The following is a 23,345-nucleotide window of genomic DNA, read 5'->3' as shown; positions in this document are numbered from 1 at the left end:
TGTCCCCCCGCCCCCCCCCCCCGCCCCTCCGCGGGCGGCCCCGGGGGGGGGGGGCGCTGGGTGCGTGTTGGCCTTTGGGGGGGGGGGGTTAGGGGCAACACGCCGCAAGTCGACGCGGGGATCCTCAGCGGTTCTTGAACTCCGGGCGGCGTTTCTCCAGGGTGGCCGTCATGCCTTCGGCGAGGTCCTCGCTGAAGAAGGCGAGGGTCTGGACGGCCGTCTCCGCCATGAGCTGCTGCCGCAGGCCGGGGACGTCCAAGGACGCGTTGAGCAGTTCCTTCGTACGGCTCAGGCCGTAGGGGGACCTGGTGAGCAGCTCGTCGGCGAGGGCCTGCGCGGCCGCCAGGTCCCCGCCCTCGGGGGCGATCTCGGTGATGAGGCCGAGGGCGTCGGCGCGGGCCGCGTCCAGGCGCTGCGCCCGGTAGGTGATCTCGGCGGCCTTCGCCGGGCCCACGAGGCGCGGCAGCAGCCAGGACAGGCCGCAGTCGCCGGCCGACAGCCCGAGGTCGACGAACGGGACGACGAAGCGGGTCGTCGGGTCGGCCACCCGCAGGTCGCAGGCCAGCGCCCAGGACACGCCCATGCCCGCGACGGGGCCGTGCAGCGCCGCGATCACCGGTTGCGGGATCTCCCGCAACCGCGCGGTGACCTCGCCGCCGCGGGCGATGCCCCGGTAGAGCCGCTGGACGCGCCCCTCCCCGGTCGGCTCGCCCGGGTCGCCGCCCTGGATGTCCATCCCCGAGCAGAACCCGCGGCCCGCGCCGGTGAGCACGACCACGCGGGTGGACGGGTCGCGCGCCAGCCCGTGGAGGACGTCGAGCATCTCCTCGGTCAGCGCGCCGTCGACCGCGTTCAGGCGCTCCGGACGGGACAGGGTGATCGTGAGCACCCCGTCCCGCCGGTCGAGCTCGATCCCGGCCAACGGCTCAGGACGTGAGCTGCTGGATCAGCGGGCCCATCTGCTCGCCCACGTTCCCGAACACGGTCAGCGGCTCGTTGGCGCTGATGGCCGCCCAGTTGTCCCGGACGTCCTCGACCGACAGCGTCGCCTTCTGCCCGTAGCCGGGGCCCTCCGCCACGAAGATCTTCGCGATCCGGCCGCCGCCGACCGTGTAGACCTGGCCGGAGTCCTCGACCGAGTCGTGGACGAGGTAGGCGACGAGCGGCGTCACCTGCTCGACGCCGAGCTTGTCGGCGAAATCGGCGGGCAGCAGGTCCTCGGTCATGCGGGTCCAGGCCACCGGGGCGATCGCGTTGGCCTTGATGTTGTACTTCGCGCCCTCCTGGGCGAGGGTCTTGGTGAACCCGACGAGGCCCATCTTGGCCGTGGAGTAGTTGGCCTGGCCGAAGTTGCCGAACAGGCCCGCGGGCGACGAGGTGTTCACGATCCGGCCGTAGCCCTGCTCGCGCAGGTGCGGCCAGGCGGCGCTGGAGACCAGGAACGAGCCGCGCAGGTGGACGGCGATGACCGCGTCGAACTCCTCGACCGACATGTTCTTGAACGACTTGTCGCGCAGGATGCCCGCGTTGTTGACGACGATGTCGACCTTGCCGAACGCGTCCAGCGCGGTCTTGACGATCGCCTGGGCGCCCTCGGGGGTGGCGACGTTGTCGGGGTTCGCGACGGCCTCGCCGCCGTTCTTCTTGATCTCGTCCACGACCTCCTGGGCGGGGCCGGCGGAGGCGCCGGTACCGGTCCGGTCACCGCCGAGGTCGTTGACGACGACCTTGGCGCCGCGCGCGGCGAGCTCCAGCGCGTGCTGGCGGCCGAGGCCGTGGCCAGCCCCGGTCACGACCGCCACACGGCCGTCGTAGCGCAGTTCCGACATCTCGTGTCTCCTCACATCGCACCGACTACGCCCCCAGGTAATCATCGGGGGGTTACCAGTGGTACCACTGAACCGAATCGCGCTCGGCCGCGACCCCCGGGGTTCCTTCCCGGCCGTGCGCCGGATCAGTCCCGCGTAGGGTGGGACGAGGGAGGAAGTTGCGGAGATCGCCGCAATTCTCCCGTGCCTGCCGCGTAGTCTCCTCACTCATCGACGCCGCCAGGAGCAACGGAGGTCCCGTCTCGATGAGCCTCGCCGACGCGTCCCCGTCCGGCCGCCGCCACCGCGTGGTCCAGTGGGCGACGGGCGCGCTCGGCCGCAGCGCGATCCGGGGCGTCCTCGACCGCGACGACATGGAGCTCGCCGGCGTGTGGGTGCACACCCCGGCCAAGGTGGGCGCCGACGCCGGGACGCTCGCGGGCCGCGACCCGGTCGGCGTCACCGCGACCGGCGACCTCGGCGAGATCCTCGACCTGGAGGCCGACTGCGTCGTCTACGCGCCGAGCCCCGCGCGCGACCGGTTCGCCGAGCTGGAGACGATCTGCGCGCTGCTGGCGTCCGGCAAGAACCTGATCTCCCTCAGCGGGCTGGTCTACCCGCAGGCGCACGGCCCGTTCTTCGTGAACGAGCTGGAGCAGGCCTGCAAGCGCGGCGGGGTGTCGGTGCACGGCAGCGGCGTCAGCCACGGCTTCATGGCCGACGTGATGCCGCTGGTGCTGTCGCGGCTGTCCCGCCGGATCACCCACGTCTACGCCCGCGAGTGCACCGACTTCGCCCGGCACCCGTCCTGGCGGATGGTCCACCGCGTGCTCGGGTTCGGCAAGGACGAGGAGGCGTACCTGCGCGCGCTGCGGCCCACCCGCGCCGCGATGCGCATGCTGTTCTCCGAGAGCCTGCACCTGATCGCCGCCGGGCTCGGCGTCGAGCTCGACGAGATCGACGTGGACGTCGACCACCGGCTGGCCGGCGCCGACCTCTCCACCGCCGCCGGACCGATCCCGCGCGGCACGGTCGCCGCCGCCCGCTGGACGTTCAGCGGCATCGCCGCCGGCCGGCCCGTCATCACCGTCGAGGTCGTGCACAAGGCCGACGCCGCGCGGATGCCCGACGAGTGGGGCCGGCCCGGGTACTCGCTGCGCGTGGACGGCCGGCCCTCGCTCACGCTGTCGGCCGGCGAGGAGTGGGTCTCCGACGCGGTCTCCGCGGCGTCCGCGCACGCGCTGAACTCCGTCCCGGCCGTGTGCGCCGCCGACCCCGGCATCCGCACCTACCTCGACCTGCCGATGATCACTGGCCGGATGCACCTCTGAGCGCTCCCGGCCTCGGGACGGCCGGTCAGGACGGCAGCGTCGACGCCGACTCGTCCGCTTCCTCTTCCTCGTCCTCGGCGGCCTCCTCGGCGGCCTGCGCCTCGGCCTCCTCGCGCGCCTCCCGGCGGTGCTTGCGGACGCTCCAGACCACCAGCGCGACGACGGCCGCGGCCGCCAGCCCGATCGCCAGGCCGCGCCCCGCGAGCTTGGCCGCGTGCTCGAACGCCGTGCCCGCGAAGAAGCCGCCGAGCGTGAACGTCACCACCCAGACGACGCCGCCGATGACGTTGAAGAGCAGGAACTTCGGATACGGCAGCCGCGAACTGCCCGCGAGGGCCGGCATGAGCGCCCGCAGCAGCGCCGTGAACCGTCCGATGAACACCGCGAACGCGCCGCGCCGGCGGATCAGGTCCTGCGCGGCCGCGACCTTCGCACGGTGTCTTCGCATCATCTTGACGTCCAGCAGCCGCGGCCCGTACTTGCGGCCGATCTCGTAGCCGACCGAGTCTCCCGTCACGGCGGCGAAGACCGCGATGACCAGCAGCAGCGGCAGCGACAGGACGTGCTGGCTGGCGAGGACGCCGCCGACCACGATCGCAGTCTCGCCGGGGAACACGAACCCGACGAACAGCGCTGCCTCGGCGAACACCAGCGCCGCGATGATCAGGTAGACCATCGCGGGCGGCAGGCCGTCCACCAGGGCGTTGAATTGCTCGAGCATGGACCCCCGCCACCTCGTCGATCCGCCGGGCCGGCCTCGCGGCCGTTTCACACTGGATACCGACGGTTATGGTAGCCGCGGGGTTCCCGGACCCGGATCGCCCGCAGGGGTCGGTCTCCGGGTCGTCCTCACCTACTCGAGAGGGAGACGGGCATGAGCGTGCAGGAGGTCGAGGGAGGCCGTTTCGTCCGGCAGGCGAACCGGTTCACCGAGCGGATCACCGCGGACGGGTCGAGCGGTCTGCCCGCCGAGCCCGGCAGGTACCGGCTCTTCGTCTCCTACGCCTGCCCGTGGGCCCACCGGACGCTCATCGTCCGGCGGCTGCTCGGCCTGGAGGACGTCATCGGCGTCGGGGTCGTCGACCCCATCCGGGACGAGAAGGGCTGGCGGTTCCCCGACCGCGACCCCGTGACCGGCGCCGTCTTCCTTTCGGAGCTGTACCTGTCCACGGACCCGGCGTTCCAGGGCCGCTACACCGTGCCCTGCGTCTGGGACACCGAGACCGAGCGCCTCGTCACCAACGACTTCCCGAACATCACCACGATGTTCGAGACCGAGTTCACCGCCCACCACCGCCCCGGCGCGCCCGACCTGTACCCCGAGGCGCTGCGCCCCGAGATCGACGAGCTGAACGACCTCGTCTACCACACCGTGAACAACGGCGTTTACAAGGCCGGCTTCGCCACCTCGCAGGGCGCCTACGAGGAGGCCTTCGACGCCCTCTTCGACACCCTCGACCGGCTGGAGGAGCGCCTGGGCACCCGCCGCTACCTGTTCGGGGACGAGATCACCGAGGCCGACGTCCGGCTCTACCCGACGCTCGCCCGCTTCGACGCCGTCTACCACGGCCACTTCAAGTGCAACCTGCGGCGCCTCGCCGACTACGGCAACCTCTGGGGCTACGCCCGCGACCTGTACTCGATCCCGGCGTTCGGCGAGACCACGAACTTCGACCACATCAAGCGGCACTACTACGTGACGCAGCGGAACATCAACCCGTCCGGCGTCGTCGCCAAGGGCCCGCTCGTGGACTGGACGTCCCCGCACGACCGGGGACGTTGACGGCCTCTGCCTCGTTATGCTGGCGCACCTCCTGTAATCCGCACGAGAGGCACGACCCGACCATGCGCAGCCAGTTCTTCGGCAACCTCGAGCAGGGCCAGCAACTCCCCGGCCACTTCGCCCTCCAGAACTCCAAGATGCTCCGGATCCACCTGAACGGCGACGTCCTCGCCCGCCAGGGGTCCATGGTCGCCTTCCAGGGCCAGATGGAGTTCGACTACGAGGGCGCGGGCGGCATCGGCAAGTTCATGAAGAAGGCCCTGACCGGCGAGGGCGTCCCCCTCATGCGCGTCAAGGGCCAGGGACTGCTGTTCGTCGCCAACGACGCCGACGACATCCACCTGTTCTACCTGGAGAACGAGGGGATCACCGTCAACGGCAAGAACATCCTCGCCTACGACTCGCACCTGCAGTCCGACATCCAGCGCGTCCAGGGCGCCGGCATCGCCGCGGGCGGCCTGTTCAACACCACCCTCCAGGGCACCGGCTGGGTGGCGCTGACCACGCACGGGACGCCCGTGATGCTCGACTGCGGCCGCGCCCCCACGTTCGCCGACGGCCAGTCCGCCGTCGCGTGGAGCACCAGCCTCCAGGTCGGCGTGAACCGGACCTTCAAGGCCGGCGCCCTCATCGGCCGCGGCAGCGGCGAGGCGATGCAGCTCGCCTACCAGGGCCAGGGCTTCGTCCTCATCCAGGCTTCCGAGGGCCCCACGGTCGCCCCGCACACGCACTGACCCTCAAGAGATCGCCTGGTAGATCTTGCCGAAGGCACGGCCCTGCCTTCGGCGGGTTCGGCCAACGCGGGGGGACGGCGGGGGCGGGCTTGCGACACGCTGGCATGGTTCGGGGGCAAGTGCGAGTAGCCTTGTTGCGTCTCAGAACTTACCTGCGAGCTGCGGAAGAGGGCGATCTCCGCCGTGTCGACAGAGTCGTCGCAAACAAGTGCCGACCCGAACATGACCGATTTCGGCGCCAACGAGTGGCTGGTCGACGAGCTGTACCAGAAGTACCTCGACGACCCGAACTCCGTTGACGAAGCCTGGTGGAACTTCTTCGCGGACTACCAGCCGGACAGCCGGCCCGCGTCCGCCACCCCCCAGGCCCCCGCCGACGGCGCGGCCCCGAGGGCCGCGAACGGCACCGCGGCCGCTCCGCCGACACCGCAGCCGCCGGTCGCGCCGCCGAAGGCCCCGGCCAAGCAGGCCGCCAAGGCGCCGGCCCCCAAGGCCGAGAAGCCGGCCCCCCCGCCGGTGCCGGCGGGGGCCGAGGAGGTCAGGCTGCGCGGCGTCGCCGCCCGGACGGCCACCAACATGGAGGCCAGCCTCGCGGTGCCGACGGCGACGAGCGTGCGCGCCGTCCCGGCCAAGCTGCTGATCGACAACCGCATCGTCATCAACAACCACCTCAAGCGCGGGCGCGGCGGCAAGGTCTCCTTCACGCACCTCATCGGGTACGCGATCGTCAGGGCGCTGACCGCGATGCCCGAGATGAACGCCGCGTTCACCGAGGTGGACGGCAAGCCGGTGCTGATCAGGCCCGAGCACGTCAACTTCGGGCTGGCCATCGACCTGCAGAAGGACGACGGCTCGCGGCAGCTGGTCGTGCCGAGCATCAAGGCCGCCGAGACGCTGGACTTCCGCCAGTTCTGGGCCTCCTACGAGGAGATCGTCCGCAAGGCCCGCGGCGGCAAGCTCACCCTTGAGGACTTCCAGGGCACCACGATCAGCCTGACGAACCCGGGCACGATCGGCACCGTCCACTCGGTGCCGCGGCTGATGCCCGGCCAGGGCACGATCATCGGCGTCGGCGCCATGGAGTACCCGGCCGAGTTCGCGGGCGCGTCCAGCGACACCCTGGCCCGCATGGGGATCAGCAAGGTGATGACGCTGACCTCCACCTACGACCACCGCATCATCCAGGGCGCGCAGTCCGGCGACTTCCTGCGCCGCATCCACCAGCTGCTGCTCGGCGAGGACGGCTTCTACGACGAGATCTTCGAGGCGCTGCGCATCCCGTACGAGCCGGTGCGCTGGGTCAAGGACATCTCCGCCACCCACGAGGACGACGTCGCCAAGATCGCCCGGGTGCACGAACTGATCCACGCCTACCGGGTCCGCGGCCACCTGATGGCCGACACCGACCCGCTGGAGTACAAGCAGCGCCGCCACCCCGACCTCGACATCCTCAAGCACGGCCTCACCCTGTGGGACCTGGAGCGCGAGTTCGCGACCGGCGGGTTCGGCGGCAAGCCGACGATGAAGCTGCGCGACATCCTCGGCGTGCTGCGGATGGCGTACTGCCGCACGGTCGGCATCGAGTACATGCACATCCAGGATCCGGAGGAGCGCGCCTGGATCCAGGAGCGCGTGGAGATCCCGCACGACAAGCCCTCGCGCGAGGAGCAGCTGCACGTCCTGCGCCGGCTGAACAGCGCCGAGGCGTTCGAGACGTTCCTGCAGACGAAGTTCGTCGGGCAGAAGCGGTTCTCCCTCGAGGGCGGCGAGTCGGTCATCCCGCTGCTCGACTCGGTGATCTCGGCGGCGGCGAAGGCCAGCCTGGACGAGGTCGTGATCGGCATGGCGCACCGCGGCCGGCTGAACGTCCTCGCCAACATCGTCGGCAAGTCCTACGGGCAGATCTTCGGCGAGTTCGAGGGCAACCTCGACCCGCGCAGCGCGCAGGGCTCCGGCGACGTGAAGTACCACCTCGGGGCGTCCGGCGACTTCGTCGCGAGCGACGGCTCGAAGATCCACACCGAGCTGGTCGCGAACCCCTCCCACCTGGAGACGGTCGACCCGGTGCTGGAGGGCGTCGTCCGCGCCAAGCAGGACCTCCTGGACGTCGGCGAGGCCGGCTTCACCGTCCTGCCGATCCTGATCCACGGCGACGCGGCGTTCGCCGGGCAGGGCGTGGTGGCCGAGACGCTGAACCTGTCGCAGCTGCGCGGCTACCGCACCGGCGGCACCGTGCACGTGATCATCAACAACCAGGTGGGCTTCACCACGGCGCCGGAGTACTCGCGCTCCAGCGTCTACGCCACCGACGTCGCGCGGATGATCCAGGCGCCGATCTTCCACGTGAACGGCGACGACCCCGAGGCGTGCGCCCGGGTGGCGCGGCTGGCGTTCGAGTACCGGCAGACGTTCAAGAAGGACGTCGTCATCGACATGGTCTGCTACCGGCGGCGCGGCCACAACGAGGGCGAGAACCCCTCGTTCACGCAGCCGCTCATGTACGACCTGATCGACGCCAAGCGGTCCGTCCGCAAGCTCTACACCGAGGCCCTGATCGGCCGCGGCGACATCACGGTGGAGGAGGCCGAGCAGGCCCTCCGCGACTACCAGGAGCAGCTGGAGCGGGCCTTCACCGAGACCCGCGAGGCCGTGAAGAAGCCCCTCGAACCGGGCTCGGTGGTGAAGCCGGACGTCGAGGAGCGCATCCCGATCGACCACGGCAAGGCCGGTTCGGCGATCCCGCAGGAGACCGTGAAGCGGATCATCGAGTCGCAGGTCAGCCTGCCCGAGGGCTTCACCCCGCACCCGCGGCTCCAGCCGATCCTGCAGCGCCGCGCCCAGATGATCGAGGACGACGCGATCGACTGGGCGACCGGCGAGCTGCTGGCGATGGGCTCGCTGCTGATCGACGGCCACCCCGTGCGGCTCGTCGGGCAGGACACCCGGCGCGGCACGTTCGGCCAGCGGCACGCGGTGCTGGTCGACCGCAGGACGGGCGAGGAGTACACGCCGCTCAAGCAGTTCGGGCAGGGCGTGTCGAAGTTCTACGTGCACGACTCGCTGCTCAGCGAGTACGCGGCGATGGGCTTCGAGTACGGCTACTCGATGACCCGCCCCGACGCGCTCGTCTGCTGGGAGGCCCAGTTCGGCGACTTCGCCAACGGCGCCCAGTCGGTGGTGGACGAGTACATCTCCTCCGGCGAGCAGAAGTGGGGCCAGCACTCGGGCGTCGTGCTGCTGCTGCCGCACGGCTACGAGGGCCAGGGGCCCGACCACTCGTCCGCGCGGATCGAGCGGTACCTGCAGCTGTGCGCGCAGGACAACATGACGGTCGTCTACCCGACGACGCCGGCGAACTACTTCCACCTGCTGCGCTGGCAGGTCCTGTCGAACCGGCACAAGCCGCTGGTCGTGTTCACGCCGAAGTCGCTGCTGCGGCTGAAGGCGGCCACGTCCCCGGTCGAGCAGATCACCGCCGGCGCGTTCCAGCCGGTCATCCCGGAGAGCGACCCGGCGATCGACCCGGCGGGCGTGCGGCGGGTGCTGCTCACCACCGGCAAGATCTACTACGACGTGGTGAAGGCCCGGCAGGCGGCCGGCGCGAACGACACCGCGGTCGTGCGGGTCGAGCGGCTCTACCCGCCGCCGGTCGACGAGATCAAGGCGGAGCTGGCCAAGTACCCGGCCGGCGTCGAGATCGTCTTCGTGCAGGACGAGCCCGCCAACATGGGCGCCTGGCCGTTCATGGCGCTGAAGCTGCCGCACCACATCGAGGGGCTGAAGATGTCGCGGGTGTCGCGCCCGGCGTCCTCGTCCCCCGCGGTGGGGTCGGCGAAGCTGCACCAGGCGGAGCAGGACGCGCTGCTCGCGCGCCTGTTCGGCGAGCAGAAGTAGCGGTACGGATTCGACCCGAGGGCTCCGGTGCACCGCGCCGGGGCCCTCGGGCTTCCATGGGGAGAGACGGCATGTACTTCACCGACCGGGGCATCGAGGAGCTGGTCGACCGGCGCGGCGCGGAGGAGGTCAGCCTGGAGTGGCTGGCCGGCCGGCTGCGCGAGTTCGTCGACCTGAACCCCGAGTTCGAGACCCCCGTCGACCGCCTCGCCACCTGGCTGGCCAGGCTGGACGACGAGGAGGACTAACGCGATATGTCTTGACATCCGGCAAACGCGACATATCGTGTTTACTGGATGCAAGCCTCGGACGAAGGGCACATCGCGATGTCGCGCTGGACGATCGACGAACCGACCACCCTCGACTTCGACGGCGTGGTCGCGCTGCGGGTCACGCTGATCGCGGGCAGCGTGTCGGTGCTCGCCTCCGACGAGCGCCCTTCCATCATGGTCGGGAGCGTCGAGGGCCCGCCGCTGGTGGTCACGCACGAGGCGGGGATGCTGGCCGTCACCCACGAGAAGCTCTGGGAGGGCGTGCTCGGCTGGCTGCGCAACCAGAAGGTCCGCGCGTCGATCACCGTGACCGTCCCGCGCGACTGCCCCGTCAGCCTCAACCTGGTGTCGGCGGACGCGGTGGTGACCGGAACGACGGCCCGCACGTCCATCAAGAGCGCCTCCGGCGATGTGACGCTCGACGGGGTGGCGGGCGCCATCGACGCCAACACGGTCTCCGGCGCGATCGAGGCGCAGGGGCTCGACGGGACCATGTCGTTCACGTCCGTGTCCGGCGACCTGACCCTGGCCGGCGCGTCCGTCGAGCGGCTGGCGGCCCGCACGGTGAGCGGCCGCATCGCCGCCGACGTCGACCTGGCCCGGGACGGCGCCGTCGAGGTCAACACGGTCTCGGGCGAGGTGGCGCTGCGCGTCCCCGCGTCCACCGGCGCGCAGGTCGCGCTCAACTCGGCCGCCGGGCGGATCGAGACGTCCTTCGCGCTCGACCGGCAGGAGCGCACCGTCTCGCGCGCCGTCACCGGCAAGACGGGGGACGGCTCGGGCCGCATCTCGGTCAACACGGTGTCCGGCGCGATCGCCCTCCTCGGCCGCGACGACGACGCGCCGGAGATCACCACACCCCGAATGGAGAAGTGACGACGTGAGCCCCGTCTTCGGCCACGGTCGCCTGCGGCTGTACCTGCTCAAACTGCTGGAGGAGAGCCCGCGGCACGGCTACGAGGTGATCCGGCTCCTGCAGGACCGGTTCCTCGGGGTCTACTCCCCCTCCCCCGGCACGATCTATCCGCGGCTGGCCCGGCTGGAGGCCGAGGGCCTGGTCACCCACGAGGTGGTCAAGGGCAAGAAGGTGTACTCGCTGACCGACAAGGGCCGCGAGGAGCTGGAGCGCCGGATGGACGAGCTGGCCGATCTGGAGGAGGAGATCGCCGCCTCCGCGCAGGAGTTCGCCCGCGGCGTGCAGGAGGACGTCCGGCAGACCGTCCGGACGCTGCGCGAGGAGCTGACCCAGGCCGCCCGGACGATGCGCGACCAGGGCAAGACGACGTCCAAGGACGCGTGGAAGGAGACCACCGAGCGCCAGAAGGACGAGTGGCGCCGGCAGAAGGAGCACTGGCGGGAGCAGAAGCAGGCGTGGAAGGAGGAGTGGCGGCAGAACTGGGACGACGCCTGGAAGACGGCGACCGGTACCCGCGAGGACGTCGCCCGCCTCAAGCTGGAGCGCCTGCTCCGCCGGTTCGTCGAGGACGTCCGCAAGTCGGCGAAGAAGGCCCGGCTGGACGACGACGACCTCGCCGCCGCGCAGGCCCTCCTCGACGAGACCCGCGAGCGGCTGCGGAACGAGATCTTCGACCGGAGGCCGTGACCGGCCTCCCGGCCACGGCCCGCCCTACGGCGTCAGGGCGTCACGTCGTCACGGCGTGAAGACGATCTTGCCGAAGAGGTCGCCCTCCGCCATCGCGGCGAAGCCCTCCTTCGCCCGGCTCAGCGGCAGCGCCCGGTCGACGTGCGGCCGCACGCCGGTCTTGACCAGGAAGCGGGCGAGCCGCTCCAGCTGGTCGCGGGTGCCCATGGTGGAGCCGACGATCTGGAGCTGGAGGAAGAACACCCGGTTCAGCTCGGCGGGCGGCACCTGCCCGCTCGTCGCGCCCGACACCACGATCCGGCCGCCGGGCCGCAGCGACTTCAGCGAGTGCGACCAGGTCGCCTGCCCCACCGTCTCGATCACGGCGTCGACGCGCTCGGGCAGCCGCGCGCCCGTCTCGAAGGCGGCGTCCGCCCCGAGCTCCTCGGCCCGCTTGCGCTTGGCCTCGCTGCGGCTGGTGGCGTAGACGCGGTAGCCGGCGGCGGCCGCCAGCGCGATCGCCGCGGTCGCGACGCCGCCGCCCGCGCCCTGCACCAGCACGGACGCGCCGGGCTGGAGCCCGGCCTTGTCGAACAGCATGCGGTACGCGGTGAGCCACGCGGTCGGCAGGCAGGCCGCCTCCTCGAACGACAGCTCCGCGGGCTTGGGGACGAGGTTGCGGCGCGGCACCGCGACCTTCTCCGCGAGCGTCCCGGGGTGGGTCTCCGACAGCAGCGACCGCTTCGGGTCGAGGGTCTCGTCGCCGCCGCCCCGGGCCGGGTCGCCGATCACCGAGTGGACGATGACCTCGTTGCCGTCCTCGTCCACCCCGGCCGCGTCGCAGCCGAGGATCATGGGGAGCCGGTCGGCGGACATCCCGACGCCCTTCAGGGACCACAGGTCGTGGTGGTTGAGCGCGGCGGCCTTCACCGTGACGGTCGTCCACCCGTCCGGTACCTCGGGATCGGGCCGCTCCCCCAGCGTGAGCCCGTTCAGCGGATTGTCTGCGTCGATCTGTGTGGCCGTGACAGCGAACATGAACCGACACTAACCGCCGGCCGCCCGCGCAAACGGCCCGCCCCCGCCTGTCGGGGACGGGCCGCGTGCTCGGACGTCACAGGACCTTGGAGAGGAAGTCCTGGGTGCGGGGGTGTTTCGGGTTGGTCAGGACCTCCCGGGGGGTGCCCTCCTCGACCACGACGCCGCCGTCCATGAAGACCAGCGAGTCGCCGACCTCGCGGGCGAAGCCCATCTCGTGGGTGACCACGACCATGGTCATGCCGTCGAGGGCGAGCTGCTTCATGACCTCCAGGACCTCGCCGACGAGCTCGGGGTCCAGGGCGGAGGTCGGCTCGTCGAACAGCATCAGCGCGGGCTCCATGGCGAGGGCCCGCGCGATCGCCACCCGCTGCTGCTGCCCGCCGGACAGCTGCGCCGGGTAGCTGCTCACCTTGTCGCCGAGCCCGACCCGGGTCAGCAGGGCGACGGCCCGTTCCCGGACCTGCGCCTTCGGCTGCCTCTTCACCCGGCAGGGCGCCTCCATGACGTTCTCCAGGGCCGTCATGTGCGGGAAGAGGTTGAACCGCTGGAACACCATGCCGATCTCGCGGCGCTGGGCGGCGACCTCCCGGTCGCGCAGCTCGTAGAGCTTGCCGCCCTTCTCCCGGTAGCCGACGAGGTGGCCGTTCACCCACAGCCGCCCCGCGTTGATCTTCTCCAGGTGGTTGATGCAGCGCAGGAACGTCGACTTGCCGGACCCGGACGGCCCGACGACGCACATCACCTCGCCGGGCTTGACCTCCAGGTTGATGCCCTTGAGCACCTCCAGGCGGCCGAACGACTTGTGCACCTCCTCGGCCTTGACCATCAGCCCGCCGCTCTCGACCGCCGGCTCAGGGACGCCGGGGGCGGCGCCCACGATGTCCTCGCCTCCGCTCACTGGCCGCCTCCTCCGCCGCGGAAGCGGAGCCGCTGCCTGGCCTCCGCCCCCTTGCTGGTGCCCCTGCTGTAGTACCGCTCCAGGTAGTGCTGCCCGATCATCATGAGCGAGGAGATGAGCAGGTACCACAGGCAGGCCATCACCAGCATTGGAATGATCTTGTAGGTGCTGGCGTAGATGGTCTGCGCGGTGAAGGTCAGCTCCGAGTACGGGACGGCCACGACGAGCGAGGTGTTCTTCAGCATCGAGATCGCCTCGTTGCCCGTCGGCGGGACGATGACGCGCATCGCCTGCGGCAGCACGATCCGCCGCATCGTCTGCATCCGGGACATGCCGAGCGCGCTCGCGGCCTCCTGCTGGCCCTCGTCCACCGACAGGATGCCGGCCCGGACGATCTCGGCCATGTACGCGGCCTCGTTGAGGATCAGCCCCAGCGACGCCGCTATCGCGGCGTTGACCAGCTCCTGCGTCTTCCACGTCTCGAACTCGGGACCGAACGGGATGCCGATCCCGACCGTCGGGAACAGCGTGCCGATCGCGCCCCAGATGAGCAGCTGCGTGTAGAGCGGCGTACCGCGGAAGAACCACAGGTACACCCAGGCCGCGCCGCTGAGCAGGGGGTTGGCCGACAGCCGCATCAGCGCGAGCACGATGCCGAGCACGACGCCGCCGACCATGGCGGCCAGGGTGAGCCAGACGGTGTTCCGGACGCCCTTGAGCACCGGGTCCGAGAACAGGTACTTCCACTGCTCCGCCCAGTCCAGCGCCTTGCTGGTCAGCAGGAAGTGGATGAACATGGCGACCAGCACGAGGACGACCGCCGCCCCGAGCCAGCGGCCCGGATGCCGGACCGGGACGGCCTTGATCGCCTCAGGCCGTCCCTTCTCGACGTCGTTGTCGACCGTCATGCGATCAGCTCTGCGCCCCGTTGATCTTGGGTTCGGTGATCGCACCGGTCTCCACACCGGCATCGGTGAGGATCTTCTTGTAGGTGCCGTCCGCGATCAGCGCCTTCAGCGCGCCCTGGATGGCCTCCTTGAGCTGGCCGGAGTTCTTGCCGATCGCGTAGCCGTAGGGGGCGGTGTCGTAGGTCTGGCCGATGATCTGCAGCTTGCCGCCGGTCTTCTTCACCGCGTCGCCGACGATGGGCGAGTCGGCGGCCATGCCGTCGACCTTGCCCGCCACCAGGTCGTTGTTGACCTCGGTCTGCTGCTTGCGGACGACGGGCTTGATGGCCGGCTTGCCCGCGTCGGTGCACTTCTTGCTGCGCGCCTTGAGGTCGTCGACCTGCACGGTGCCCTGCTGGACGCCGATGGACTTGCCGCAGGCGTCGTCGGGGTTGACGCCCTTCGGGTTGCCCTTCAGCACGGCCCAGGTGGTCCCGGCCGAGTAGTAGGTGACGAAGTCGACGGCCCCCTCCCGCTCCTTGGTGTCGGTGAAGGAGGAGACGCCGGCCTCGTACTTGCCGGACTGGACGCCCGGGATGATGGTGTCGAAGCCCGCGTTGCTGTACTCGGTCTTCAGGCCGAGCTTGGCCGCGACCGCGTTGAAGAGGTCGACGTCCCAGCCGACGATCTTCTGCGAGGCCGGGTCGACGGACTCGTTGGGCGGGTACGAGGCGTCGGTGCCGATCGAGATCTTCCCGTCGCTCTTGATGGCGGCCGGGACCATCGCCGCGAGCTTGCTGTCCACGCTCGTGTTCGAGGCCGCGGAGCCCGAGTCGCCCGAGTCGTTGCTGTCGCCGCATGCGGACAGCGCGAGCGCGCCCGTCAGTACGAGCGCGCTCACCGCGACGGCGCGGCGGCGCAGAGAACCGGTGATCACTGGTCCCCCTCCAGGTGGTTTCGTCGGATCCGCGTAGATCCGAAGGTCAGGTGCACAGTTTGGCGTACAACGTCCCTGATCTGGATAAAGGGTGCGAAACAATCACGCAACGAGGCAGCCCCAGATCAATATGCGTTGACCGGGGTATGCCTAACGCAACGCGACGGACCGGACACGGTGTGGGCACGGTCACGTGACGGTCACCACCCACCCCGGCCTGGGGAGGGGCACCACCCCGTGTGGCACAATCAGACAACGGGTGACCCCCGTGCGTCGCGAGACACCACCAGGTGACCGGCCACCACACCACCACCGCGGCGGGATCGCAAGAAAGCCAACTTTCACTGACAGGGGTCGCTGTGGCTGCTGAGCCCATTCCCACCGAACCGCCCTCACTGGACGACGATCCGGCCTTCCCGCTGCACCGCGGCGGCAAGCTCGAGATGCGCTCGACCATCCCCGTCCGCAACAAGGACGATCTCTCGCTGGCCTACACGCCGGGCGTCGCCCGCGTGTGCACCGCGATCGCCGACAACCCCGAACTGGCCTACGACTACACCTGGACCTCCAAGGTCGTCGCGGTCGTGACCGACGGCACCGCCGTGCTCGGCCTCGGCGACATCGGCCCGGCCGCGTCCATGCCGGTCATGGAGGGCAAGTCCCTGCTGTTCAAGGAGTTCGCGAACGTCGACTCGGTGCCGATCGCGCTGAACTGCACCGGCGTCGACGAGATCGTCGACACCGTGATCCGGATGGCCCCGAGCTTCGGCGGCATCAACCTGGAGGACATCAGCGCCCCCCGCTGCTTCGAGATCGAGGACCGGCTGCGCGCCGCCCTCGACATCCCCGTCTTCCACGACGACCAGCACGGCACCGCCATCGTCGCGCTCGCCGCCCTCACCAACGCGGCGCGCTACGTCGGCAAGCCGCTGTCGGAGCTGCGCGCGGTCGTGGCGGGCGCGGGCGCGTCCGGCATCGCGGTCTCGCAGATCCTGATCGAGGCGGGCATCGGCGACATCGCCCTGTCCGACAGCAAGGGCATCATCCACGAGGGGCGCGACGGCCTGAACCCCGTCAAGGAGCGCATCGCGGCGATCACCAACCGCTCGCACCTGAAGGGCTCCACGGAGGAGGCGCTGCGCGGCGCCGACGTGTTCATCGGCCTGTCCGGCAGCACCGTCCACGAGTCGTGCGTCGCCACGATGTCGGAGAACGCGATCGTCTTCGCGCTCTCCAACCCCACTCCGGAGGTCCACCCGGAGGTCGCCCGGCGGCACGCCAAGGTCGTCGCGACCGGCCGCAGCGACTTCCCGAACCAGATCAACAACGTGCTGGCGTTCCCGGGCATCTTCCGCGGCGCGCTGGACGTCCGGGCCCACACCATCACCGAGGGGATGAAGCTGGCCGCGGCGAACGCCCTGGCCGACATCGTCGGCGACGACCTGACCGCCGACTACGTCATCCCCGGCCCCTTCGACGACCGGGTGGCCCCCGCCGTCACGGCCGCGGTCGCCGCGAAGGCCCGCGAAGAGGGCGTCGCCCGCATCTGACCCTTCGACGGCCCGTGTCCCGCCCGGGGCACGGGCCGTCGGACACGGGCCGTGTCAGGGCGGTTCGACATGGTTGTTCTCCCACGCCCAGGTGACGATGCCGACCCGGTTGCGCACCCCCAGTTTGGTCTGGATGCCCGACAGGTGGCTCTTGACGGTGCTGAGCGAGATGAACAGCTCGGCGGCGATCTCCTGGTTGGTGCGGCCGCGCGCCAGGGCCCGGACGACTTCGAGTTCGCGGTCCGACAGGGGCGGGGGCCGCACGGCGCGCGGCGGGGCCGAGGCGGCCGCCAGGTGCCGCAGCAACCGGACGGTGACGGCGGGCGAGACCAGCGCCTCGCCGTTGTGGGCGGCGCGGACCGCCTCGACGAGCAGCGCGGGCCCGGCGTCCTTGAGGACGAAGCCGACCGCGCCGCCGCGCAGCGCCCCGTACACGTACTCGTCCAGGTCGAAGGTGGTGACCACGACGACCCGCATCGGGTCGGGCACCCCCGGGCCCGCCAGCGCGCGGGTCACCGCGATGCCGTCGAGCCGGGGCATCCTGATGTCGACCAGGCACACGTCCGGGCGCAGCCGCCGCGCCAGGTCGACCGCCTCGGCCCCGTCGGCCGCCTCCGCGACGACGCTGATGTCGGGCTGGTCCTCCAGGATCAGCCGCAGCCCGCGGCGGATCATCGCCTGGTCGTCGGCGAGCAGGACCGAGATCGTCATTTGGGCTCCCCCGCGGGGACGGGCAGCTCCGCCCGCACGGACCAGCCGCCGCCGGGCCGCGGTCCGGCGCACAGCGAGCCGCCGAGCGATTCGACGCGTTCACGCATGCCGATCAATCCGTAACCGCCGCGATGGGGGTGCCGGGCCGGCACCGCCGGGGCGTCGTCGGCGACTTCGACGCAGACGCCGTCCGGGCCCTGCTGGACGGTGACCGTGACGGACCGGGCCCCGGGCGCGTGCCGCAGCACGTTCGTCAGCGCCTCCCGGGCGACGCGGTACACGGTGGTGGTCACCTCCGGCGGCCACTGGGCGTCCGCGGGCCCGTCCGGCATGCTCAGCCGCACCTCCGGGCCCTGCCGGCGGAAGCGCTCCACCAGAGCGCCCAGGCGCTCCGTCCCCGGCGACGCCGGCGCCGCGTCGTCGGCGTCGCGCAGCAGCCCGACGACCCGCCGCATCGCGGCCAGCGCCTCGGTGCCCGCCGCCTCCATCTCGCCGAGGTACTCGCCCACCCGCTCCGGGTTCCGCCGCGCGACCACCTGGGCGCCCTGAGCCTGGACCACCATGCCCGTGATGTGGTGGGCCACGACGTCGTGCAGCTCCCGGGCCAGCTCCAGCCGCTCGTCCCGGCGGACGTCCTCGACCACCCGGCGCGCCCGCGCGTCCAGGAGCCGCAGCGGGAGCCCGGCGCCGACGGCGGCCAGCCAGACCAGGCCGTCCAGCGCCGTCAGCGCCGCGAGGCCGTCGGACGGCGTGCCGGCGGCGAGCTGACCGGCGATGATCAGCACGGGTCCGGCGGCCGCGACGGCGGCGGCCCGCGCCGGCGCGAGGGTCCGGAGGGCGGAGCCGGTCAGCACCGCCAGCCCCAGGGTCATCGCCGGGCTGGGCTCGGCGGGAAGGTCGGGGCCGGCCAGGCGGACGAGGACGGCCGCCGCCGCGAGGCCGAACCCGGCGACCGCCGGCCAGAGCGGCCTGCGCAGCCCCAGCAGCGCGGGGACGCACACCACCGCCGCGGAGACGGCGCCCGGCGCCCAGTACCAGCCGCCCCAGGTCTGCGCGATGGCGGCGGCCTGCACGGCGATCGCCGCGAGGAACACGGCGGCGAGCCCCGCCACGGAGGCGCCCCGGCCCCATCCACCCGGAACGGTCACGCCGACGAGGCTATCCCCGCTCCGACCGGTGCCGCATGCGGACGGATCGCCGCCGGGGGCGTCCCGGGCGCGGCCCGCCCCTACCACCGCGGCCGGCCGGTCGGCGGCGACCCGGCGTCCGGCGCACCGGACCGCCGGAGGAGGTCGAACGCGCGGAGCGCCGACCCCGCGACGAACCCGCCGGCCACCAGCAGCGTGGCCAGGGCCATCGGGGCGGTGGGCCCGGCGGACCAGCCGAGCGCGGTGACCGCGGCGCCGCCCGCGGCGACGGCGAGCGCCGACGGCACCGGCAGCGACCTGAGCGAGGAGCCGACGAGCACGGCGAGGGCCAGGGCCGTCGTGGGCGACGGCTCCCGCGGCAGGTCGGCCGCGAGGGACCCCGCCACGGCACCGGCCGCCACGACCACGCCCGCGACCGGGGGCCACGCCCTTCGCCGCCCGCGCAGCAGCGCCAGCCCGCACACCACCGCGGAGACGGCGGTGGTGTAGAGCCAGTAGGCACCGCCCCAGCTGCGGATGAGCATGTACGCCGTGAAGGCGGCGCCCAAGGCGAACACCATGCCCAGCCCCGCGTTGACCAGCACGTCCGTTTTCGCCGGAGGCCCGCCGGCACCATCCTGATGACCGTTCGTATGCGACATGGGAGACCTGGTTTCGCTGTCGGGGATCGGTCGCTTCACGCGCGCCGGACGCGCCGCAGGGCGACCGCGGTGAGGAGCGCGCCGAGCACCAGGTACAGCCCGGTCTCGGCCAGCTGGAAGCCCCAGTAGCGGTCACTGGGCTGGTACTCGACGTCGACGTGCAGGTCGAGTGCGGCCAGGCACACGGCGGCGTCGCCGAACGTGCCGCCGGCGCCGGTCTTCGGCGGGGTGTCGAGGCACGCGTTGAACTTGCTCCCGCTGAGCGTCCGCCCGTCCGCGGTGCGCAGCGGGCTGGTCTCGCTGATCCACGCGTCCGGGGCGCCGGGCACCTGCAGGCCGCCGATGACGGGGGCGCCGGTGATGCTGCCCAGGTTCTTGGCCTGGTTGATGGCCTGCGCGGTCATCGGCAGGGCCGTCCTCTCGGACGGCATGAGGTGCGGGCGCACCAGGTTCGGCACCGCGAACTGGACGGCGATGAAGACGACGCCCGTGATGGCCATAGCCGGAAGCGTCCGGCGGACGAGCAGACCGATGGTGGTGCCGAGGGCGAAGGAGAGGAGGGCGTAGCCGACCGGGGCGATGTTGCGGGCGCCGAACTCGATCGTCCCGAACCGGTCGGCGGCGACCTCGTCGTAGGGGGCGGCGGCCCAGGTGAGCAGCAGGGCGGCCAGGCCGGCCACGACCAGCGCGGCCAGGCCGACGAACGCCATCCTGCCGATCAGCCAGCGGCGGCGCGTCACGCTCTGGTTCCACACCAGCCGGTGGGTGCCGAGTTCCAGTTCCCGGGCGACCAGCGGCGCCCCCCAGAACGCGCCGATGACGACGGCGATCAGCTGGAGCCCGGCGGCGAGGAACAGCAGCGTGTTCCGGTAGGCCCCCTGGAACTGGACGGCGGCCTGCGCGCAGCCGGCGGGGTCGGTGCACCGGGACCGGTAGGCGTCGTGCGCGTCCCGGATGTCCATGCCCAGGTAGAGCAGATAGGCGGCGATCACGACGAGCCCGGCCGCACCGGCGATCGCCTGGAGGCGGAACTGCCGCCAGTTCAACCAGATCATCGCGCTCCCTCCCGTTCCCGGCCGGCGGGCGCGTTCGCCCGCGACATGTACGCGAGCACCAGCTCTTCGAGCCTGACGGGCTCGGCCCGGAGCGGCAGCCCCGCCGGCGGGAGGCCGGTGCGCACGATCGCGCCGCCGTGCTCCGCCCGGACGACCTCGACGCCGTCGGGCAGCGGGCCGAGGTCGCCGCCGGGCGCGACCAGCCGGTGGTGGCCGGCCAGCAGGTCCCGGACGTCGCCGGCCACCTGGACCCGCGAGTCGCACAGCACGATGAGGTAGTCGCAGACCTGCTCGATGTCGCCGAGCAGGTGCGACGACAGCACGGCGCTCGCGCCCAGCTCCGCGACGAACTCCATCAGGTTCGCCAGGAACCCCTGGCGCGCCAGCGGGTCGAGCGCCGCGGCCGGCTCGTCGAAGATCAGCAGTTCGGGCCGCTTGGCGGCGGCGACGGTCAGCGCCAGCTGCGCGCGCTGTCCGCCCGACAGCCGTCCCGCCTTCTGCTCCGGGTTCAGCCCGACCTGCCCGATGCGCCGTTCGGCCAGCCCCCGGTCCCAGGACGGGTTCAGGCGCGCCCCCATGCGCAGGTGGTCGGCCACGCTGAACGACGGGTACACGGGCGTGTTCTGGGCCACGAACCCGACCCTGGCCAGGTGCGCGGCGCTCGCCGCCGGACGGGACCCCAGGACGCGCAGCGAGCCCGACGTCGGCTCCAGAAGCCCGCAGGCCAGGTTCAGCAGCGTCGACTTGCCGGCCCCGTTCGGGCCCACCAGGCCCACGACGCGACCGGCCGGAACGCGCAGGTCGACGTCGCTCAGCGCCGCCCTGCGTCCGTATCTCTTCGTCAGTCCCTCGGCGTGCAGCATCGGGACCGGATCTTCAAGTGGCATGCCGGAATCGTCGGCGACGGCGCCGCCTCGGATCACCGGCCCAAAGCACGGTTCACGCCCGCGGCGGTCGTACTTTCGGCTGGTTCGACGCCGTGGCTCAGCGGGACGGGGGTCCGGTCACCGCGCCGGCCGCCGGGCCATGTGCACGCGCGGGCGGGGCCAGTAGCGGCCCACGACCCGCCCCACGACGAGGTCGTCGGGGACGGGGCCGAAGTCCCAGCTGTCGCGGCGCCCACGGGCGCGCTGGTTGTCGCTCTCCAGCCACCATCCGTCCCCGGAGCGGTGCGAGACGCGTTTGACGATGAGCAGCTCGCGCCGTTCCGGGTGCTCGGCCACGACCACGTCGCCCGGGGCTGGGCGGGCTCCGGTCCGGACGACGAGCCAGTCCCCCGGGCGCAGGCCCGGGAGCATCGAGTCGCCGGTGACCTCCACGGTCGCCAGCCTGCGCGCGGCGGCGACGGCGAGCGCCGCGGCTCCTGCGAGGGCCCACAGCGGACGGTGGCGGGGGGTCCGGAGCCGCATGGTCCTCCTCGTCGGCCCGCATACTTCGGCGGGCGGCGGTCACAACACTGCTGGAGAGGTTCCGGGCCGGACGGCCCGGGTCTTAGGCCGAATTACCGAGCGCCCTGCCCGGACGGGCCCCGGGGCACAAGGGTAATGTCGGGGACCTGAGCATGATCCGCAACGAGGGAAGGGAATCGCAGGTGTTGCTCAAGCTTCTGCGCCCGAAGACCACGGTGTCTGCGCACTGCGACCTGCCGTGCGGCGTCTACGACCCGGCGCAGGCCCGGATCGAGGCCGAGTCCGTGAAGGCGATCATTGAGAAGTACGCCGCCAACGAGGACCCGGAGTTCCGCGCCCGGGCGATCCTGATCAAGGAGCAGCGCTCGCAGCTGGTCAAGGAGCACCTCTGGGTGCTGTGGACCGACTACTTCAAGCCGCCGCACTTCGAGAAGTACCCGCAGCTCCACCAGCTGTTCAACGAGGCGACCAAGCTCGCCGGCGCCTCGGGCACCAAGGGCAGCATGGACGCCAAGGCGGCCGACGACCTGCTCGCGAAGATCGCCGAGATCGACAAGATCTTCTGGGAGACCAAGCAGGCCTGACCGCCTCCAGGTCATCGCGAGGGCCGTCCGCCTCCGGACGGCCCTCGCGGCATGCCAGGGGCTCGCGGCACATCAGGGCCCGCAGCACATCAGGGCCCGCAGCACATCAGGGCCCGCAGCACGCCAGGGCCCGCAGCACGCCAGGGCCCGCAGCATGCCAGGGGCCGCGGCGATGTTCAGGAGGCCGTCATGTGGGCGGCGCGGGCCGCCAGGGCGTCCAGGACCTCGGTGTGGCGGTCGTCGACGCTGATCTCCATGGTGAGCGCGCCGTCGGCGGCGGTCACGGCGAAGGTGAAGAACGAGCAGCAGCCCGTCTCCCGGGCGGCGAGTTCGGCGGCCCGCGCGGCCAGCCGCGGTTCGGGGCGCAGGTCCATCCGCACCCGGCCCGGCCCGGCGGACCGCACGGCGGTCACCGCCTCGGCGAACAGCGCGTCGAACTCGGCCACCCGCAGCGGCCGCTCGGCGGTCGGCAGCGCGCACGCCTGCGGCGCCCATCCCTGGTCGTCCGGCCGGGCCGGCACCTGCTGAAGTTCCATGGCCCGAACGTAAGCCCGTACCTCGGTACCGGATGCAACCCCGGCCTGGGCGCCGCTCCTCAGCCGGCGGAGGGGCGGGCGGCGCGGGTGAGGGCGTCGCCGGTGAGCCGGTAGACCGTCCACTCTCCCTGAGGGGTGGCGTCGAGGGCCTCGTAGAACCCGATCGCCGGCTCGTTCCAGTTCAGGACGGACCATTCGACGCGACCGTAGCCGCGGTCGTCGGCGATGCGGGCCAGCTCGGTGAGGAGCGTCTTGCCGTAGCCGTGGCCGCGGTACTCCGGCTCGACGAACAGGTCTTCGAGGTAGATGCCGTGCGTGCCGTTCCACGTGGAGAACGTGAGGAACCACACGGCGAACCCGACGACCCGGCCGTCATGCTCGGCGACGTGGGCGAAGACCTTGGGGTCGTCGCCGAACAGGCGGTCGTGCAGCTGCTCCTCGGTCGCCTTCACCTCGTGGAGGGCCCGTTCGTAGTCCGCCAGCTCGCGGATCAGCCGCAGGATGTCCGGGACGTCGCCGGGTGTCGCGTAACGAATCACAGGGG

24 protein-coding genes are annotated in these 23,345 nt (G+C 71.7%); 9 read left to right on the top strand and 15 right to left on the bottom strand.

What is annotated here, in order from left to right; all coding sequences use genetic code 11:
- Positions 1-124 precede the first annotated feature (124 nt).
- A complete protein-coding gene (locus tag AB0C21_RS25055; protein WP_500207340.1) occupies positions 125-922 on the bottom strand; it encodes an enoyl-CoA hydratase/isomerase family protein in 798 nt (265 codons plus the stop codon).
- Positions 923-926: 4 nt separating this feature from the next.
- Positions 927-1,829: an SDR family oxidoreductase gene (locus AB0C21_RS25050; RefSeq protein WP_500207338.1), complete on the bottom strand. Its 903-nt coding sequence runs from the start codon at positions 1,827-1,829 to the stop codon at positions 927-929.
- Between the two features lie 245 nt (positions 1,830-2,074).
- Between AB0C21_RS25050 and AB0C21_RS25045 the strand changes: the two genes are divergently transcribed.
- On the top strand, positions 2,075-3,139 hold the full coding sequence (locus tag AB0C21_RS25045) for an NAD(P)H-dependent amine dehydrogenase family protein (protein ID WP_353820915.1): 1,065 nt from the start codon (positions 2,075-2,077) through the stop codon (positions 3,137-3,139).
- Positions 3,140-3,164: 25 nt separating this feature from the next.
- Here the strand turns inward: AB0C21_RS25045 and AB0C21_RS25040 are convergent, their stop codons facing one another.
- Positions 3,165-3,860 carry a DedA family protein gene (locus AB0C21_RS25040; protein WP_500207336.1) on the bottom strand — a complete coding sequence of 232 codons (696 nt, stop codon included), beginning with the start codon at positions 3,858-3,860 and terminating at the stop codon, positions 3,165-3,167.
- A 153-nt stretch (positions 3,861-4,013) separates the two neighbouring features.
- Between AB0C21_RS25040 and AB0C21_RS25035 the strand changes: the two genes are divergently transcribed.
- From AB0C21_RS25035 to AB0C21_RS25010, 6 genes are all read left to right on the top strand, one after another.
- Positions 4,014-4,922 carry a glutathione S-transferase family protein gene (locus AB0C21_RS25035; protein WP_500207334.1) on the top strand — a complete coding sequence of 303 codons (909 nt, stop codon included), beginning with the start codon at positions 4,014-4,016 and terminating at the stop codon, positions 4,920-4,922.
- Between the two features lie 62 nt (positions 4,923-4,984).
- A complete protein-coding gene (locus AB0C21_RS25030; RefSeq protein WP_149264174.1) occupies positions 4,985-5,656 on the top strand; it encodes an AIM24 family protein in 672 nt (223 codons plus the stop codon).
- A gap of 183 nt (positions 5,657-5,839) precedes the next feature.
- Entirely contained in the window at positions 5,840-9,550 is a 3,711-nt protein-coding gene (locus AB0C21_RS25025; protein WP_500207332.1) for a multifunctional oxoglutarate decarboxylase/oxoglutarate dehydrogenase thiamine pyrophosphate-binding subunit/dihydrolipoyllysine-residue succinyltransferase subunit, read from the top strand.
- Positions 9,551-9,621: 71 nt separating this feature from the next.
- A complete protein-coding gene (locus AB0C21_RS25020) occupies positions 9,622-9,798 on the top strand; it encodes a DUF6104 family protein (protein WP_168221026.1) in 177 nt (58 codons plus the stop codon).
- 48 nt (positions 9,799-9,846) lie between these two features.
- The gene (locus AB0C21_RS25015; protein ID WP_500207331.1) at positions 9,847-10,698 is read left to right on the top strand and encodes a DUF4097 family beta strand repeat-containing protein; all 852 of its coding nucleotides are present in this window, start codon (positions 9,847-9,849) and stop codon (positions 10,696-10,698) included.
- A gap of 4 nt (positions 10,699-10,702) precedes the next feature.
- Entirely contained in the window at positions 10,703-11,425 is a 723-nt protein-coding gene (locus tag AB0C21_RS25010) for a PadR family transcriptional regulator (protein WP_500207329.1), read from the top strand.
- Positions 11,426-11,473: 48 nt separating this feature from the next.
- Here AB0C21_RS25010 and AB0C21_RS25005 read toward each other — a convergent pair whose 3' ends face one another.
- The 4 genes from AB0C21_RS25005 to AB0C21_RS24990 form a co-directional block, all read right to left on the bottom strand.
- A complete protein-coding gene (locus AB0C21_RS25005) occupies positions 11,474-12,442 on the bottom strand; it encodes a zinc-binding dehydrogenase (RefSeq protein ID WP_500207328.1) in 969 nt (322 codons plus the stop codon).
- 76 nt (positions 12,443-12,518) lie between these two features.
- Positions 12,519-13,271: an amino acid ABC transporter ATP-binding protein gene (locus tag AB0C21_RS25000; protein WP_500207352.1), complete on the bottom strand. Its 753-nt coding sequence runs from the start codon at positions 13,269-13,271 to the stop codon at positions 12,519-12,521.
- 68 nt (positions 13,272-13,339) lie between these two features.
- On the bottom strand, positions 13,340-14,251 hold the full coding sequence (locus tag AB0C21_RS24995) for an amino acid ABC transporter permease (protein WP_500207326.1): 912 nt from the start codon (positions 14,249-14,251) through the stop codon (positions 13,340-13,342).
- A gap of 4 nt (positions 14,252-14,255) precedes the next feature.
- Positions 14,256-15,167 carry an ABC transporter substrate-binding protein gene (locus AB0C21_RS24990; RefSeq protein WP_500207324.1) on the bottom strand — a complete coding sequence of 304 codons (912 nt, stop codon included), beginning with the start codon at positions 15,165-15,167 and terminating at the stop codon, positions 14,256-14,258.
- 359 nt (positions 15,168-15,526) lie between these two features.
- Between AB0C21_RS24990 and AB0C21_RS24985 the strand changes: the two genes are divergently transcribed.
- Complete coding sequence (locus AB0C21_RS24985) at positions 15,527-16,717, top strand: NAD(P)-dependent malic enzyme (RefSeq protein ID WP_500207323.1); 1,191 nt, start codon at positions 15,527-15,529, stop codon at positions 16,715-16,717.
- Between the two features lie 54 nt (positions 16,718-16,771).
- Here the strand turns inward: AB0C21_RS24985 and AB0C21_RS24980 are convergent, their stop codons facing one another.
- The 6 genes from AB0C21_RS24980 to sodX form a co-directional block, all read right to left on the bottom strand.
- Entirely contained in the window at positions 16,772-17,428 is a 657-nt protein-coding gene (locus tag AB0C21_RS24980; RefSeq protein WP_500207321.1) for a response regulator transcription factor, read from the bottom strand.
- Positions 17,425-18,576, bottom strand: coding sequence for a sensor histidine kinase (locus tag AB0C21_RS24975; protein WP_500207319.1), 1,152 nt, complete (start codon positions 18,574-18,576; stop codon positions 17,425-17,427). Before AB0C21_RS24975 ends, AB0C21_RS24980 begins: the two co-directional genes overlap by 4 nt.
- Positions 18,577-18,656: 80 nt before the next feature.
- On the bottom strand, positions 18,657-19,160 hold the full coding sequence (locus AB0C21_RS24970) for a hypothetical protein (protein ID WP_500207317.1): 504 nt from the start codon (positions 19,158-19,160) through the stop codon (positions 18,657-18,659).
- Between the two features lie 92 nt (positions 19,161-19,252).
- Positions 19,253-20,272: an ABC-2 membrane transporter-related protein gene (locus AB0C21_RS24965; protein WP_500207315.1), complete on the bottom strand. Its 1,020-nt coding sequence runs from the start codon at positions 20,270-20,272 to the stop codon at positions 19,253-19,255.
- Positions 20,269-21,159, bottom strand: coding sequence for an ABC transporter ATP-binding protein (locus tag AB0C21_RS24960; protein WP_500207313.1), 891 nt, complete (start codon positions 21,157-21,159; stop codon positions 20,269-20,271). Before AB0C21_RS24960 ends, AB0C21_RS24965 begins: the two co-directional genes overlap by 4 nt.
- Before the next feature lie 117 nt (positions 21,160-21,276).
- Positions 21,277-21,681: a nickel-type superoxide dismutase maturation protease gene (sodX, locus tag AB0C21_RS24955; RefSeq protein ID WP_500207311.1), complete on the bottom strand. Its 405-nt coding sequence runs from the start codon at positions 21,679-21,681 to the stop codon at positions 21,277-21,279.
- A 182-nt stretch (positions 21,682-21,863) separates the two neighbouring features.
- Here sodX and sodN point away from each other — a divergent pair, with 182 nt between their 5' ends.
- A complete protein-coding gene (gene sodN, locus AB0C21_RS24950) occupies positions 21,864-22,265 on the top strand; it encodes a superoxide dismutase, Ni (RefSeq protein ID WP_353820909.1) in 402 nt (133 codons plus the stop codon).
- A 176-nt stretch (positions 22,266-22,441) separates the two neighbouring features.
- Here the strand turns inward: sodN and AB0C21_RS24945 are convergent, their stop codons facing one another.
- Together AB0C21_RS24945 and AB0C21_RS24940 are read right to left on the bottom strand one after the other, a co-directional pair.
- The gene (locus AB0C21_RS24945; protein WP_500207310.1) at positions 22,442-22,801 is read right to left on the bottom strand and encodes a hypothetical protein; all 360 of its coding nucleotides are present in this window, start codon (positions 22,799-22,801) and stop codon (positions 22,442-22,444) included.
- Between the two features lie 59 nt (positions 22,802-22,860).
- Entirely contained in the window at positions 22,861-23,340 is a 480-nt protein-coding gene (locus AB0C21_RS24940) for a GNAT family N-acetyltransferase (protein ID WP_500207309.1), read from the bottom strand.
- Positions 23,341-23,345 lie beyond the last annotated feature (5 nt).

The sequence above is a fragment of the Spirillospora sp. NPDC049024 genome (assembly GCF_040649235.1).
Lineage (GTDB): Bacteria > Actinomycetota > Actinomycetes > Streptosporangiales > Streptosporangiaceae > Spirillospora.
This window is presented reverse-complemented; position numbering and strand designations above follow the sequence as displayed.